This window comes from Pseudomonas guariconensis, from assembly GCF_040822035.1.
Lineage (GTDB): Bacteria > Pseudomonadota > Gammaproteobacteria > Pseudomonadales > Pseudomonadaceae > Aquipseudomonas > Aquipseudomonas guariconensis.
Map to the genome: position 1 here is coordinate 5,084,579 of NZ_CP162012.1, position 14,620 is coordinate 5,099,198.

Below are 14,620 nucleotides of genomic sequence, written 5' to 3' on the forward strand. Positions count from 1 at the left end.
GTGCAATGGGTATCAGAGTTGATGTGCTGCCACTGGATGTGAACACGCCAGGCCACGGCCTGCTGCGGATCACCGGCTGGGAGGGTGCGAGCGAAGGGTTGCAGTGCTCCCTGCAGAGCAGCCAGACCCACGACTTCCTGCATGAAGGCAAACGCTGGGGCAATATCGCCCACTGGTTCAGGCTGGACAGCCTGGTCGCCGTCGAAGGCACCGAAGCGATCGAAACCCGCATCGGCCCTGACCTGATCGACCCCTTGCTCGAAGCCAGCGGCACGGCAAACTTCCGCATCGAGGTGAGCCATCCCGAGCAAGGACAGAGCGACATGGGCATGGTGCGGATCAACCCTGCCGTCATCGGCTCGGCGTCCGGTGGGCCTGCACTGGGGCAACCTGTCGCCCCTGTCACGCCACCACCACCTGCAGCACCGGTCGAAGTCGTCGCCCCGCCTGTGGAGACCGTAGAGCCGGTCGTCGAAGCGCCGGCTCCCCAGCCGGAGCCAGCCTCTGCGTCCTATGCCCCGGTGGCACCGGCCCCTGCGAAATCCGGCAATCGCTGGCTGCTGCCGCTGATCCTGCTGATTCTGATCGCCGCGGCCGCTGCAGCGGCCTGGTGGTGGTTCACCCAGCGCCAGCAGCCAGCACCCTTGGAGCCGCCAGCGGCCGAGCAACAGGCTGCACCGGCGGCGGAGCCGGCCAGCGCCGCTGCCGCGCCCTGCACCCTGGAAAGCATGCAAGGCCAGGCAGAATTGGCCTTCGTCCAGAGCTGCATTCAGCAGGCACCGGACAGCGCCAAGCTGCTCGACGTCATCAATACCGCCAAGGCCAACAACCACTGCGGCGTGGCCCAACGCCTGTACGCTAACCGCGCCCAAGGCGGGGACGTGCAGATCGCCATGGCCTATGCCCATGAGTACGACCCCAAGTACCACCAGGCCAGCGAATGCTTCAAGGCACCAGACAACGCCACCGCCGCCTACTGGTACGAAACCATCCTCGGTTTCGATGAGAACAACGCCGAAGCCAAGGCGCGCTTCGAGGAGCTCAAGCCATGAGCCTGCGCGGCCTCGGCGTCGCCCTGCTGGCCTTGAGCCTGAGCCCGGCCCTGCAGGCAGCGGATAAACCGCTGCTGCAGGACGGCAAGAAAACCCTGTTCCAACGCGTGCTGACCACCCCAGGCTGCAAGCTCAGCGATGCCGCCGGTGCGGCGCCCGGCGCTGCGCAGCCAGCCTTCAGCCGTTTCTATGTCTACGAACGCGCCCAAGCTGACGGCCATGAATGGCTGCGGGTCGGTCCCGACACCCAAGGCAAGAGCATCGGCTGGCTGCCCGGCGACTGCACCGTCGCCTGGAAGATGCAGCTGACCCTGGCCTTCACCAACCCGGCCAACCGCGACCGCTTGCTGTTCTTCAAAGAGCGCAGCCAGCTCGAAGGCATCCTCGACGCGCCGGACCCGGTCAGCCAGATCGCCCCGATTCGCGCCAAACTCAAGCACAACACCGAAGCCCCTGGCGTACTGGCCCAGGAGCCTGAGTTCTTTGTCGACATGCAGAAGAACTTCTACCTGCTGCCCGTGCTCAGCGGCGAAGAGGTGATGACCGAGGAAGGCTTCCGCACCCGCATCCTCAATGTGGCCTCGGTGAGCAAAGCCCAGGAGCAGGGCGCGCAGACCGCGGGGGCGGCCAGCCCGACGACCAAGACCCAGCTCAAGGCCTTCAGCGCAGCGGTGGTGTTCGTCATCGACTCGACCATTTCCATGGACCCGTACATCGACCGCACCCGTGAGGCGATCAAACGTGTCTACGCGCAGATCGAAAAGGAAAACCTCGGTCAGCAGGTCAAGTTCGGCCTGGTCGCCTACCGCTCCAGCACCAAGGCGGTACCGGGCCTGGAGTACGTCAGCAAGATGTACGCCGACCCCAACACCGTGAAAGACGGCGCCGACTTCCTGTCCAAGGTCGCCGACCTCAAGCAGGCGAAAGTCTCCAGCAGCGCCTTCGACGAAGACGCCTATGCCGGCGTCATGCATGCCGTGGACAAGGTCGACTGGAGCCAGTTCGGCGCGCGCTACGTGGTGCTGATCACCGACGCAGGCGCCATCGATGGCGGCGACAAGCTGTCGAGCACCGGCCTGGGGGCCGAGCAGGTGAAGATCGAGGCAAGCAACCCAGGCGTTGCGCTCTACACCCTGCACCTGAAGACCCCGAGCGGCGCCAAGAACCACAGTGCCGCCGAGGCTCAGTACCGCACCCTGTCGAACTACCCCGGCACCAATACCTCGTTGTACTACCCGGTCAATGCCGGCGACGTGGAGGCCTTCGGCCGCAAGGTCGACAGCCTGGCCGCGGCCATCACCCAGCAGGTCAAATCGGCCTACCTGGGTGAGGACGCCATCGGCAGCGCAACCAACGCCAAGGCCGATCCGGCCGACAAGAAGATGCTCGAAGATGCCGCGCTGATCGGCCACGCCATGCAACTGGCCTACCTGGGCAAGACCACCGGGACCCAGGCACCGCCGGTGTTCCAGGCCTGGATCAGTGACCGCGATCTGATCAAGCAGAACGTACCGACCACCGACGTGCGGGTGCTGTTGACCAAGGCCCAGCTCAGCGACCTGAGCGATGTGCTCAAGCAGATCCTCGATGCCGCCAACGAAGGCATGATCTCGCCCAGCGACATGTTCGCCCGGCTGCGCTCGGTGGCCGCGACCATGGGCGCCGACCCGAACCAACTCAAGCAAGGCGCGACCACCCGCGTAGCCGACCTGGGCGTACTCGGCGAGTACCTGCAGGACCTGCCCTACCAGAGCGAAGTGCTCAACCTGGACGAAGAAACCTGGAAAGGCTGGGACGGCCTGGCCCAGGAAAAATTCATCCGCAACCTGAGCACCAAACTGCGCCATTACCAACGCTACAACGCCGACGTGGACCGTTGGGTGGCCCTGGCGCCAGGCGCCGACAGTCGCGACAACGTCTACCCGGTGCCACTGGAAATGATGCCCTGACCCACCATGCTCGAAATCAAGGGACTGAGCGTGGTCCGTGGCGACGGACCACAATCGCACCGGGTACACCTGGACGAACTGCACCTGCGCCCAGGCGAAGTGCGAGCGATCACTGGCGAAAGCGGCTGTGGCAAGAGCACCCTGCTCGAAGCCATCGGCCTGCTGCTCAAGCCTGAGCGGCTGACGCACTACCGCCTGGGGCCGCAACGAGAGGATGTCGCCCGACTGCTGGCCGAAGACCGGGAGCCTGCGCTGGCCGCCCTGCGCTCGCGGGCGCTGGGTTTCGTCCTGCAGAACGGCGGCCTGCTGCCGTTTCTGAGCGTACGCGAGAACATCCTCCTGCCCCGGCGCCTGCTGGGCCTTGCCGCCCACAGCGCCGCCGTGGACAAAGCCATCGCCGCCCTGCGTCTGGAGCCCTTGCTGGGCAAGCTGCCCCAGGCCTTGTCCATCGGCGAGCGCCAGCGGGTGGCCTGTGTCCGGGCGATCGCCCATGAACCGCGCGTGCTGCTGGCCGACGAACCCACCGCAGCGCTCGACCCGCACAATGCCCAGCGCCTGTTCGAGCTGTTGCTGAACCTGGTGGCCGAGCTGGGTATCGCCGCCCTGGTGGTATCCCACGACTGGGCACTGGTCGAGCGCTTCGGCCTCAAGCGCCTGGGCGCGATCAACGGCGAGGGGGAGACGCGCTTTGAACCCATGGCATGAGCACCTTGGCCTGCTGGTGCGCCTGACCCTGGCCGACCTCTGGCACGACCGTAACGTCTCCCTGTGCATGGCCGCCTCGCTGATGGCGGTGATCGCCCCGTTGCTATTGCTGTTCGGCCTCAAGCATGGGGTGGTCAGCCAGTTGCAGGACGAGTTGCTGCGTGACCCACGCAACCTTGAAGTGAAGATGCTCAGCAGCGGCCACTACCACCAGGCCTGGCTCGAGCGCCTGCAACAGCGTCCGGACGTGGGCTTCGCCATCGGCCAGACCCGCTCGCTCAACACCCAGGCCGACCTGCTCGGTGAGCATGGCCGCTTTGCCGACAACGTCGAGGTCATCCCAACCGCAGCCGGCGACCCGCTGCTGGACAGCGGGCTGAGCGCCTTGCAGGGCGACCAGGTGATCCTCAGCGAGCGCGCCGCCCAGCGCCTGGGCGCCAAGGTCGGCAGCACGGTCCGCCTGCACGTGGCCCGGCGCCTGGACGAGGTCAACGAGCGCGGAGAACGCACCCTGCAGGTGCAGGCCATCGTCGACAGCGTGCGCTTCGCCCGGCCAGCGGCATTCGTCAGCCCGCAGCTGCTGCTGGAGCTGGAGCGCTACCGCGATGGCTACCGCGTGGCAACGCTGGGCGCCAGCACCGGGCAAGCGCTGGACGGGGTCAAGATCGGTTACGCCCGCGCCCGCGTCTACGCCAAGGACATCGACAGCGTCGCCCCGCTGGAGCGCTGGTTGAATGAGCAGCGCATCGAAACCGCCAGCCGTCTGGCGGAGATCGAAAGCGTGCGGGCCATCAACCATGTGCTGGGGCTGATCTTCGGCGTCATCGCCGGTGCGGCGCTGGTCGGCTGCATCGCCTCGCTGGTCGGGGCCTTCCTGGCCAACATCGATCGCAAGCGCCGCCACCTAGCGGTGCTGCGACTGCTGGGCTTCGGCAGCTGCGCCGTGGCCGGCTACGTCGTGCTGCAAGCACTGGTGCTGAGCCTGGGCGGCTATCTGGGCGGGCTGGGCGGTTACTACACCGGCAGCCTGCTGTTCGACCAATTGCTGAGCACCAGCCAGGCCACTGGCGCCTTCATTTGTCACATCACCGTCTGGCATGGCCTGGTGGCCTTGCTGCTCGCCTTCCTGGTCGCGGGCCTGGTCGCCTTGATCGGTGCCTTGCGGGCAATACGGATTCAACCTGCGGAGAGTCTGCGTGAACTCTAAAGCCTGCCGCCTGCTCCTGGCGCCACTGGGTCTCGGCTTCCTGCTGCAAGCGTCTGCGGCAACTTGGGACGAGAAGTACTACAACCCGATGGCCGAGGCCGACGACGTGGTCTTGCCCATGCCCTGCGACGGCGCCATGGTGTTTCGCAAGGTGCTGATCCCTGTGGCCGGGCCGCTGGACGATTACCCGATCAACATCGGCCAGGACAGCGCCGAATGGGGTTACGTGGAGCAGACCCGCCCTGCGTTCATCGCCGGCAGCTTCACCAGCGCCAAGGGCGAAAAGTCGCGCTACTACCTGCTGGCCAAGTACGAGATGACCCAGCTGCAGTATCGCGCCCTGATGGACGAAACCTGCCCGACGCCTTCGAACAAGCAGCGCCTGCCAATCGTCTCGGTCAGTTGGCTCGACGCCCTGCAGGCCGCCGACAAATACAACCGCTGGTTGCGGGCCAACGCCGCCGACAAGCTGCCCCGTGAAGACGGCGCGCTGGGCTTCCTGCGCGTGCCCACCGAGGTAGAGTGGGAGTTTGCTGCCCGTGGTGGGTTGCAGGTCAGCACTGCCGAGTTTCGCGACAATCGCTACCCCATGGCCGAAGGCCTGAACGCCTACGAATGGTTCGCCGGGGCACAATCGGCCAACGGCCAGTTGCAACTGAGCGGCCTGCTCAAGCCCAACCCCCTGGGCCTGCACGACATGCTCGGCAATGCCAGCGAGATGATGTTCGAGCCCTTCCGCCTGAACAAGCTCGACCGCCAGCACGGTCAGGCCGGTGGTTTCGTGGTCCGCGGCGGCAACTACCTGACCAGCGAGGGCGAACTGCGCACCGCCCTGCGCCAAGAGGAGCCTTACTACAACGCCGAAGGCCCGGTGGCGAAAAAGACCAACGGCCTGCGCCTGGCCCTGGTCTCGCCGACCCTGACCTCGCGCGAGCGGGTCAAGAACATCGAGAAGAGCTGGGCATCCCTGGGCAGTGACCAGCCGGCGCCCCAAAGCAAGGACAAAGGCACGGTCAAGGCGCTTGAAGAACTGGCCTCCGGTGTCGAGGACCAGGCGCTCAAGAACCAGCTCAAGAACGTCGAGAACCAGCTGCGCGCCAGCAACCAACAACAGCAGGAAGCCCGCGACCAGGCGATCCGCGCCAGCCTCAACCTGGGCGCCTTCCTCTGCACCAAGATGCTCGACGATGGCCAGTACCTGGACTTCTTGCAGAAGAACTACGCCAGCAACTGCAAGGCCGGCGAAGAAGACCCTACCTGCGGCATGCGCAAGACCAAGCTCGACGAACAGAGCGCGCGCCTGCACAAGCTCAGCCGCTACTACGCAAGTTCGCTGGTCGAGTCCGGCTCGCTGTATGGCCAGGACCTGTTGCAGGCACAGGTTCCTGTGCTCGAAGGGGTGCTGACAGCCAACAAGAACCTCAAGGAACTGACGCCCTACCTGCGTACCCACTGGGCCAACCAGGTGTCATTCCTCAAGACCCAGAAAATCGATACCACCGCATGGCTCGACAGCTGCAAAGCCGTGGCGCACTGACAACAACACCGCAAGGAATCGAAACCGTGAAGCACAACAAACCCGGAAGTATCAGCCAGTGGATCAGCCTGGCCCTGGCCGCCACCCTCGTCCTGACCGGCTGCGCCAGCACTGGCAGCTCCATGCTCGGCGGCAACGGCGGCACCGCTGACCCGCGCTTGAGCGCAGGCAATGACGCCAAGTTCTTCAGCACCTCCGGCTACCAGGCCTGCGCCGTGGCCGCCGGTGCCGGTGTCTTGGCCTGTGCCCTGTCGAACTCCGGCAACAAAGCCGCCTGCGCGGTGGTCGCCGGCCTTGCCGCCTGCGGTGTGGCCATGGGCGCCAACTACTACCTGGACCAACGCCGTAGCCAGTACGCCGACACGACCCAACGCCTGAACGTCATGACCACCGACGTACAGAACAAGACTGCCCAGGTCGCCGAACGTACCAACACGCTGCAACGGGTCATCGCCGATGACAAGGCACAGATCGCGGCCATCCAGAAGGACATACAGAGCAAGACCGTCAACAAGGCCAAGGCCCAGCAGGACATCGCCAACATCGACCAGAACATCACCCGGATGCGCAAAGACGTGACCAACATGAAGGCGACGGTCAGCGAATTCGAAAAAGTGGCCCAACTCGAACGCCAGAACGGCGCCAACCCCGAGGAGGTCCAGAAGGTCGAGGCGGAGATCGCCAAGATGAACGCCAAGGTCGCCTCGCTGCAGCAAGAGGTCGATGGCCTCTACAACCAGCGTTCGGCCATCACCCTGGGTTGAGGACGGGCCTATGTTCGTACGTCACTGCCTATGCCTGCTGCTGCTCGCCGGCCTGACCGGCTGCGCCACCACCGCGTCCCAGTGCAAGGCCTCCGACAGCAGCGCCAGCCTGATTGGCAAGCTCAACTGCGACTATGGCGGCGGCTACGCCGATGAAGTGCGCAGCAGCGAACAGGACTTGCGCGCGGCCCAGGAGCAGAACCGCCAGTTCAACCAAGTGTATGACCAGCTCAGTGCCCTGCAGGCCTCCACTCGCCAGGACCTGCAAACCCAGCGCCGTCAGCAGGCGAGCCTGGAGCAATCGCTCAATGGCCTGCTCGCCACACTCAAGAAGCGCCACGCCAACAAGGCCGACGTGCAACAACAGATCGCCGGGCTCGAGCAACGTCTCAAGGCCAGCCAGGCGGCGCCGGCGAGCAATGCCAGCAGTGCCCAGGTCGAAGCCCGCAAGCAGGAGCTCAAGGCGCTGCAGCAGCAGGTCAGCCGCCTGCAACTGAGCCTGGGTTACGAGTAAGTCCCCCGGCAGCTTCGGCTGCCGGCTTTTCAGGATACCGACATGCAGCGGGTCACCCGTGACACCAGCCCGGCCCAGGATGACCCGAAGCCGCTAGAACACGCCATGGCGATCATCGTCAGGCATTTCCCTCCCAGCATCGCGCACCTGTTCGCGACCCCGCGCACCGGCCAGGGCGGCGTGCGTGAATGGTGGTCGGAACTGGAGGGACAGCCCCGCCGTTTCCATGAACTCGATGCCGACCAGCAACAGGCATTGCTGGCGCTGTACGAACAGCGCCAGGACGCCGTGCGCCAGTTGATCGGCGAACTGCAGGGGCGCGGCCAGCATGAAGAGGCCACAGTCCTGCAGCGCCTGATCGGGCCCGCGAATGTGGACAACCTCTACAGCATCAACGGCTACCCGCTGGTGGTCCGTTGGGGTCAACCGGTTCCCCCTTCCGCCACAGCCCCCGTGCCGCCACCGCCGCCACCTGCGCCCGTGCCGGTGCGCCGGCGCTGGATCTGGCTGCCATGGCTCCTGCTGCCGTTGCTAGGTTTGCTGCTCCTGGCACTGGCCCTGTGGTTCGGCTGGCCCTACCTGCAGCGCTGGTTGGATACCCGGTCCGTGCAGCAGCCCTACGCCTGCGTCACGGACGCCCAGGTGCAGCCACCGGAATTCGCTGTAGTGCTCGACACGTCAGGCTCTATGCGCCTGAGCGTCGAAGCCACGGCTGAAGACGAGCAATGGTTCTTCCAGTACATCAACGATCTGGCCGTCGACCCGCAGCGCTTGGCGCAGATCACCCGCGCACCGGTGCGCATGGACGTCGCCAAGGCCAGCCTGACGCACCTGATCGAGGACCTGCACCCGGCCATCGACATGCGCGTGGTGACCTTCGATGGCTGTCGCGCGCCCTTGGACCATGGCATGTTCACCCCTGCCCAGCGTCCGACGCTGATCCAGGGCATCCAGGCCCTGGAGCCCAACGATGGCACTGCACTCAGCGCCAGCCTCGATGTGGCGGCCCGGGCCATGGACGGACGCACCCGTGACGGCATGATCGTGATGTTCGTCGATGGCCCGGACGGTTGCGGGCAGAACGCCTGCGCGGTGGCCGAGCGGATCGCCCGCGAGCAACCCCGGCTGCGAGTCAACTTGATCAACATCAGCAACAACAGCCAAGCCAACTGCATCGCCGAGAGCACCGGCGGCCGGGTCTATTCCGCCGACAATGCCTCGCAGATGGCGGCCGCGCTCAAGCAGGCCAGCCAGGAAGTCTCCAGCTCGGCCAATTGTGATTAGGACGCGCCATGCAACGGGTACTACGCGACACCCACGCCAGCCAAAGCGCCGCCACCGCCCTGGAACAGACGGTAGCGCTGATTCGCCAGCACTTTCCACCGAGCATCGCGCACCTGTACGCCATTCCCAGGCAAGGGCGCGATGGCGTACTAGAGTGGTGGTCGGAACTTGCCGGACAGCCCCATCTGTTCGCCACCCTCGACCGCGACCGGCAAGCGGCGCTGCTCGAACGCTACAATCAACGGCAGGCCGCCGTCGAGCAACTGGCTCAGGAGCTTGAGCGGCGTGGCCAGGCAAGCGCTTCGGCGGCGCTGCGCACGCTGATCGGCCCTCCTGATCTGAACAACCTTTACAGCATCAACGACGAGCCGCTGGTGATTCGTTGGGGGCAAGTGGCGCTTGTGGTTTCTCCACCACCGCCTGCGCCGCCACCTGTAACTGAACCGCCACCGGCAAAGCCCACGCCGGCTCCGGTGACAAAAGTAATCGCCGTGGAACGCAGGCCCCTGCGGCTGTGGCCCGGGCTGCTGCTCGGCCTGCTGCTGGCCCTGCTCTATGGCCTCTACCTCAGCTGGCCAGACCTCTACCAGCGTTGGCAGGCCTACCGCCAGATAGCCCAGGTTTGCACACCCGGGGATACCTTCGAGCCGTCCGAATTCGTCGTGGTGCTGGACACGTCCGGCTCTATGGACACCCGCATCCGCGTCAAGCGCGAAATTGACCCGTGGTACATGAGCCTGCTGGCGAAGATCCCGATCGTCGAGGAACTCCTGCCCAGCAGCGTTCCCGCGCGGGTCACCCGCATGGACATGGCAAAAACCTCGCTGACATCGGTGATCGAGAACCTGGACAACAGCGTGGCCATGCGCCTGGTGACGTTCGAGGGCTGTGGCCGACCGCTCGACCACGGCGTGTTCGGCCAGCGCCAGCGCGCCGTGCTGATCGACAAGGTCGCGGCACTCAAGGCCCGAGGTGGCACCGCCCTGGGGGACAGCCTGGGCGCCGCCGCCTTGACAATGAATGGCCGGGATCGAGATGGCGTGATCGTCATGTTCGTGGACGGTCGCGACAGTTGCGGCACCAGTGTGTGCGAAGTGTCCGAACAGATCGCCCAACTCCAGCCGCGCCTGCGCATCAACGTGGTCAACATCAGTGCGGCCACCGGCTCCAACTGCGCGGCCAGCAATACCGGCGGTCGCGTTTATACCGCCAATGACGCTGCCGCAGTGGCAGAGGCGCTCAAGCAGGCCAGCCGGGAGGTGAGTGCGGGGGGTTGTTCCTGACGCCCATGACGTTTTTCAATCGAGTCCATGCCGTTTCCTGCATTGCCGTGCAGGCTGGCGTGCCGGATGCTTTAGTTATTCCGACACATCGGTTTTCACCCCGCAGAGGCCCGTATGAAGAACGTCGAACAAATCCTCAAGACCAAGTCCCAGCATCAGACCGTCTACACCATCGGCCCTGACGACTCGGTGCTCGACGCCCTGAAGCTGCTGGCGGAGAAGAACGTCGGTGCCTTGCCGGTGGTGGAAAACAACCAAGTGGTGGGGATCGTCAGTGAGCGCGACTACGCCCGCAAGCTGGTGCTCAAGGGGCGCTCATCGGCGGCGACGCCAGTGCGCGAGATCATGAGTGCGCCGGTGGTCACGGTCGAGCCCAGGCAGAGCCTGGAGTACTGCATGAACCTGATGACCGACCGGCACCTGCGCCACCTGCCAGTGGTGAGCAACGGCGAGTTGCTCGGCCTGCTGTCGATCGGCGACTTGGTCAAGGAAACCATCGCCGAACAGGCCAATCTCATCATGCAGTTGGAGCAGTACATCCGCGGTGATTGATACCCGCTGAGTGGCCGCACTCGTCCGTCCGGTTCTCAGGGCTGCTGTGCTCCCTCGCAGCGACTCCATGGCGCTTGGCTCCCAGACGCTAGTGGTATGCGCGCTCCAGCTCGTCCAACTGGTGGTCGAAGCTGCGCAGGCGCGCTGACCAGGTGTACACCAACACCTCAAGGTCCCGATTGAGCACCGCGGTATTGCCGCCATCGCGGCCCTGGGGGTCGCACAGGTCCAGCTGATAGCGCTCGCGCGCCATGGCCGTGGCTACGCTGGAAAGGTCGCGGGCGTTGGCCAACCAGCGGTGTTGATGGTCACGGATCTCGCGGTCCAGTTCCCGGCACTGACGCTTGAGCGCGTCCAGACTCTGCTCCAGGGGTGTGCCCTTGAGCTCACCCATGACCTCTTCGAAGGTCCGCCCTGAATGCCAGTAGCTACCCCAGAAATAGCGATCGAAAACCGTCTCGACCCGACGCAGGGCGACCTTGGTGTTCCAGATGGTCACCAACGTATGCCCCTGGATCACCTCGCGCTTGTTCAAGCGCAACTGTTGCCAGGCGCTCCAGGCCAGAGCGCAAAGCGCCACCGCCGCCGTGATGGCGGCGGCGGCATACATGAACTGCAGCGCGTGGTCCATGGAGTGGACGTGGCGGATGCCGTAGAAGTAACCGGCCGTCAGCGTGCCCAGGATCGTCACGGAGCACCAGAAGCCTGATGCGTAGGGATCTTTCATCGCGCTATCCCCTGTTGTTTTACCTGAGCATAGCAACGGCCAATTCACCCATCAGGTGCCGCTCGGCGCTTTATTTGCGGGGGCGACGCAAGGCCTCGTTGAGTTGATCGAACGGCACGGCCCAATCGGCATCCTCTATCACGCTCTCCTTGAGAAAGGCCCGCTGGGCCTCGGTCCAGAACGGCGCATCCACCAGTTTGATCTCGTTCTTGAGTGGTGAATGCGTGGTGATGAACTTGTCGATGCTCTCGGCATCGTCCGCCAGCCCCAGTTGCTTGAACAGTTCGGCGAATGGATGGTTCGGTGCTTCCATGGTGCCTCCTCGGGCCGGGCGGCCGTCCACGACGCCGGCCCGGCAGTGGGTTGATGATCATCAGCACATTTCGCGCACTTCGGCGCGGGGAACCAGCTTGAGGTATTGCTCCATGCTCATGTGGATCAGGTGATCGTGATCCCCCGCCTCCAGATAGACATCACCCTGGCGGGTAAGGCTCGGGTCGAGCAGCATTTTTATGTCATAGGCATCGCCCAGGGCTGGCACAGCGCCGCGCTCGCAGTCGCCGAACAGACTCGGCAGGCCGCTTTCACGGGTCAGTTGCCAGGCGCCGGACATACGCACCTTGCTCATGTCCAGATGGCGGTTGGCCGGTAGCACGGCCATGATGTAGTTGCCATGCCGGTCATCGAGCATCACCGACTTGGCGACCCGCTCGGCAGGTACGCCGGCCGTGCGCGCCGATTCCAGGCTCGTGGCCGAGTGAGGATGGGGAATGATGTCGTAGTCGCAGTTGGCCTTGTCCAGGCGCTGCTGCAGGGTTTTGGCCATACGCATGATGCACCTCCGGTTTACCCCCATCTAGGAAGTTTAGGCCGAGGTCCGGCGGGTACGACTAAACTTCGGTGACAGGCCCGGACAAGGTGACGACAGGTGATCGCTCGCGGCTGGCGCTGGCTGCTGCTGATGTTCGTGCTCGGCATGGTTCCGAGTGGCTTTGCAGCGTCCGGTGCCAGCGTCTGGTTGCTGGATGTCGACGATGCCATCGGCCCAGCCACTGCCGACTACCTGGTACGCGGCCTGGAACAGGCACAGGCACAAAACGCGCAACTGGTGGTGATCCGCCTGGACACCCCGGGCGGGCTGGACAGCGCCATGCGCCAGATCATCAAGGCGATTCTCGCAAGCCCCGTGCCCGTGGCCAGCTTCGTCGCCCCCAGCGGGGCCCGGGCAGCCAGCGCCGGCACCTATATCCTGTATGCCAGCCACGTGGCCGCCATGGCGCCAAGCACCAATCTGGGCGCCGCCACGCCTGTGCAGATCGGGGCGGCACCGCCGGGCAAACCTGAGCCCAACGCGCTGCGCGAAGACGACACCCTGGCGCGCAAGCAGGTCAATGATGCCGCCGCGTACATTCGCGGTCTGGCCCTGCTGCGCGGGCGCAACGCCGAGTGGGCAGAGAAGGCCGTGCGCGAGGCGGTCAGCCTGTCGGCCAGCGAGGCGGTGCGCATCAAAGTCATCGACCAACTGGCCGATGACCTCCCGGACCTGTTGAAGCAACTGGACGGCAAGACCTTCATCGCTGCCGGCCAGCCGCGCCAGTTACACACCGCCGGCGCCGCCATCGTCGAACACCTGCCGGACTGGCGCACCCGACTGCTAGCAGTGATCACCAATCCCAGCGTGGCGCTCATCCTGATCATGATCGGGATCTATGGCTTGCTGTTCGAGTTCATGAACCCGGGCTCCGGCGTCGGCGGTGTGATCGGTGGCATCTGCCTGTTGCTGGCCCTGTACGCCATGCAGTTGCTGCCGGTGAGCTATGCGGGGGTAGCGCTGATCCTACTGGGCGTGACCTTCATGGTCGCCGAGGCGTTCTTGCCGAGCTTCGGTGTGGTCGGCTTCGGCGGCATCGTCGCGTTCGTGGTCGGCGCGGTGATTCTCATGGACACCGACGCGCCGGGCTTCGGCATTCCCCTGGGGCTGATCGTCGCCTTGGCGGCGGTCTCGGCACTGTTGCTCGGCGGCGTCTTGGGCATGGCCATCAAGGCCAGGCGACGCGCCTTGGTCAGTGGCGATGCCGGGCTGGTGGGCAGCTTGGTCACGGTGACCCAGGTGGTGGCAGACAATCCGTTCTGCGGCTCTGTGCAGGCCCAGGGCGAACAATGGCAAGTCCAGTGCGCGACCCCACTGCAGCCTGGCCAACATGTGCGCGTGACGGCCCGCCATGGCGTGATGCTGGAGGTCAGTGCCACCGCGCCCTGCGCGCAAGGAGAGTGAAGATGTTCGTTCAATTCGGTTTTGGCGCCTTGCTGGCGGTCATCGGCCTGCTGTTGCTGTCGGCCCTGCGCATCCTGCGCGAGTACGAGCGGGGCGTGGTGTTCCAACTGGGGCGCTTCTGGCAGGTCAAAGGGCCGGGCTTGATCATCCTGATCCCGGGGATCCAGCAGATGGTGCGGGTCGATCTGCGCACCGTGGTACTCGACGTGCCGCCCCAGGACGTGATCACCCGCGACAACGTCTCGGTCAAGGTCAATGCCGTGTTGTACTTTCGCGTGCTCGACCCGCAGAAGGCGATCATCCAGGTGGAAGACTTTCTCAGCGCCACCAGCCAGCTGGCCCAGACCACCCTGCGCGCGGTACTCGGCAAGCATGAGCTGGACGAACTGCTGGCCGAGCGTGAGCAGCTCAACTTGGACATACGCCAAGTGCTCGACGCGCAGACCGATGCGTGGGGCATCAAGGTGGCCAACGTCGAGATCAAGCACGTTGACCTCAATGAATCGATGGTTCGGGCCATCGCCCGTCAGGCCGAAGCCGAGCGTGAACGGCGGGCCAAAGTGATCCACGCCGAAGGTGAACTGCAGGCCTCGGAGAAGCTGATGCAGGCGGCGCAGATGTTGAGCAAGGAGCCAGGGGCGATGCAGTTGCGCTACATGCAGACGCTGGGGGCGATTGCCGGGGACAAGAGCTCGACCATCGTGTTTCCGCTGCCGGTGGACTTGCTCAAGGGGTTGGTCGATAAGCCCCGTTGATCCTCACTGCAGCCCC

At 65.0% G+C, this 14,620-nt stretch carries 15 protein-coding genes; 12 read left to right on the top strand and 3 right to left on the bottom strand.

Translation table 11 applies throughout. From position 1 onward, the window contains the following. Positions 1 to 5: 5 nt before the first annotated feature. From AB1N67_RS23620 to AB1N67_RS23665, 10 genes are all read left to right on the top strand, one after another. Positions 6 to 1,052 (top strand): hypothetical protein, encoded by a 1,047-nt coding sequence (locus AB1N67_RS23620; RefSeq protein WP_367863427.1) that lies wholly within the window; start codon positions 6 to 8, stop codon positions 1,050 to 1,052. Beyond that, positions 1,049 to 3,001 (top strand): vWA domain-containing protein, encoded by a 1,953-nt coding sequence (locus AB1N67_RS23625; RefSeq protein ID WP_070572061.1) that lies wholly within the window; start codon positions 1,049 to 1,051, stop codon positions 2,999 to 3,001. Before AB1N67_RS23620 ends, AB1N67_RS23625 begins: the two co-directional genes overlap by 4 nt. 6 nt (positions 3,002 to 3,007) lie before the next feature. After that, positions 3,008 to 3,706, top strand: coding sequence for an ABC transporter ATP-binding protein (locus AB1N67_RS23630; RefSeq protein WP_182816737.1), 699 nt, complete (start codon positions 3,008 to 3,010; stop codon positions 3,704 to 3,706). Then, complete coding sequence (locus tag AB1N67_RS23635) at positions 3,690 to 4,913, top strand: ABC transporter permease (RefSeq protein ID WP_182816739.1); 1,224 nt, start codon at positions 3,690 to 3,692, stop codon at positions 4,911 to 4,913. Before AB1N67_RS23630 ends, AB1N67_RS23635 begins: the two co-directional genes overlap by 17 nt. Then, entirely contained in the window at positions 4,903 to 6,450 is a 1,548-nt protein-coding gene (locus AB1N67_RS23640; protein WP_182816741.1) for an SUMF1/EgtB/PvdO family nonheme iron enzyme, read from the top strand. The genes AB1N67_RS23635 and AB1N67_RS23640 overlap by 11 nt, the downstream gene beginning before the upstream one ends. Before the next feature lie 17 nt (positions 6,451 to 6,467). Beyond that, positions 6,468 to 7,214 carry a hypothetical protein gene (locus AB1N67_RS23645; RefSeq protein ID WP_232095262.1) on the top strand — a complete coding sequence of 249 codons (747 nt, stop codon included), beginning with the start codon at positions 6,468 to 6,470 and terminating at the stop codon, positions 7,212 to 7,214. A 10-nt stretch (positions 7,215 to 7,224) separates the two neighbouring features. Further along, complete coding sequence (locus tag AB1N67_RS23650) at positions 7,225 to 7,728, top strand: hypothetical protein (RefSeq protein ID WP_070572065.1); 504 nt, start codon at positions 7,225 to 7,227, stop codon at positions 7,726 to 7,728. 42 nt (positions 7,729 to 7,770) lie between these two features. Beyond that, a complete protein-coding gene (locus AB1N67_RS23655) occupies positions 7,771 to 9,012 on the top strand; it encodes a VWA domain-containing protein (RefSeq protein ID WP_367863428.1) in 1,242 nt (413 codons plus the stop codon). An 8-nt stretch (positions 9,013 to 9,020) separates the two neighbouring features. Beyond that, positions 9,021 to 10,295, top strand: a complete 1,275-nt coding sequence (locus AB1N67_RS23660) for a VWA domain-containing protein (RefSeq protein WP_367863429.1) — start codon at positions 9,021 to 9,023, stop codon at positions 10,293 to 10,295. A 114-nt stretch (positions 10,296 to 10,409) separates the two neighbouring features. Next, positions 10,410 to 10,847 carry a CBS domain-containing protein gene (locus tag AB1N67_RS23665; RefSeq protein WP_043208206.1) on the top strand — a complete coding sequence of 146 codons (438 nt, stop codon included), beginning with the start codon at positions 10,410 to 10,412 and terminating at the stop codon, positions 10,845 to 10,847. Between the two features lie 88 nt (positions 10,848 to 10,935). Here the strand turns inward: AB1N67_RS23665 and AB1N67_RS23670 are convergent, their stop codons facing one another. The 3 genes from AB1N67_RS23670 to AB1N67_RS23680 form a co-directional block, all read right to left on the bottom strand. Then, positions 10,936 to 11,574, bottom strand: a complete 639-nt coding sequence (locus tag AB1N67_RS23670; RefSeq protein WP_043208204.1) for a hypothetical protein — start codon at positions 11,572 to 11,574, stop codon at positions 10,936 to 10,938. A gap of 70 nt (positions 11,575 to 11,644) precedes the next feature. Continuing rightward, complete coding sequence (locus tag AB1N67_RS23675; RefSeq protein ID WP_043208202.1) at positions 11,645 to 11,887, bottom strand: DUF2789 domain-containing protein; 243 nt, start codon at positions 11,885 to 11,887, stop codon at positions 11,645 to 11,647. Positions 11,888 to 11,947: 60 nt separating this feature from the next. Next, positions 11,948 to 12,406 carry an aminoacyl-tRNA deacylase gene (locus tag AB1N67_RS23680; protein ID WP_367863430.1) on the bottom strand — a complete coding sequence of 153 codons (459 nt, stop codon included), beginning with the start codon at positions 12,404 to 12,406 and terminating at the stop codon, positions 11,948 to 11,950. Between the two features lie 96 nt (positions 12,407 to 12,502). Here AB1N67_RS23680 and AB1N67_RS23685 point away from each other — a divergent pair, with 96 nt between their 5' ends. Together AB1N67_RS23685 and AB1N67_RS23690 are read left to right on the top strand one after the other, a co-directional pair. Beyond that, the gene (locus AB1N67_RS23685; RefSeq protein ID WP_367863431.1) at positions 12,503 to 13,849 is read left to right on the top strand and encodes a nodulation protein NfeD; all 1,347 of its coding nucleotides are present in this window, start codon (positions 12,503 to 12,505) and stop codon (positions 13,847 to 13,849) included. Positions 13,850 to 13,851: 2 nt separating this feature from the next. Beyond that, positions 13,852 to 14,604 (top strand): slipin family protein, encoded by a 753-nt coding sequence (locus AB1N67_RS23690; RefSeq protein ID WP_043208196.1) that lies wholly within the window; start codon positions 13,852 to 13,854, stop codon positions 14,602 to 14,604. Positions 14,605 to 14,620: the final 16 nt, after the last annotated feature.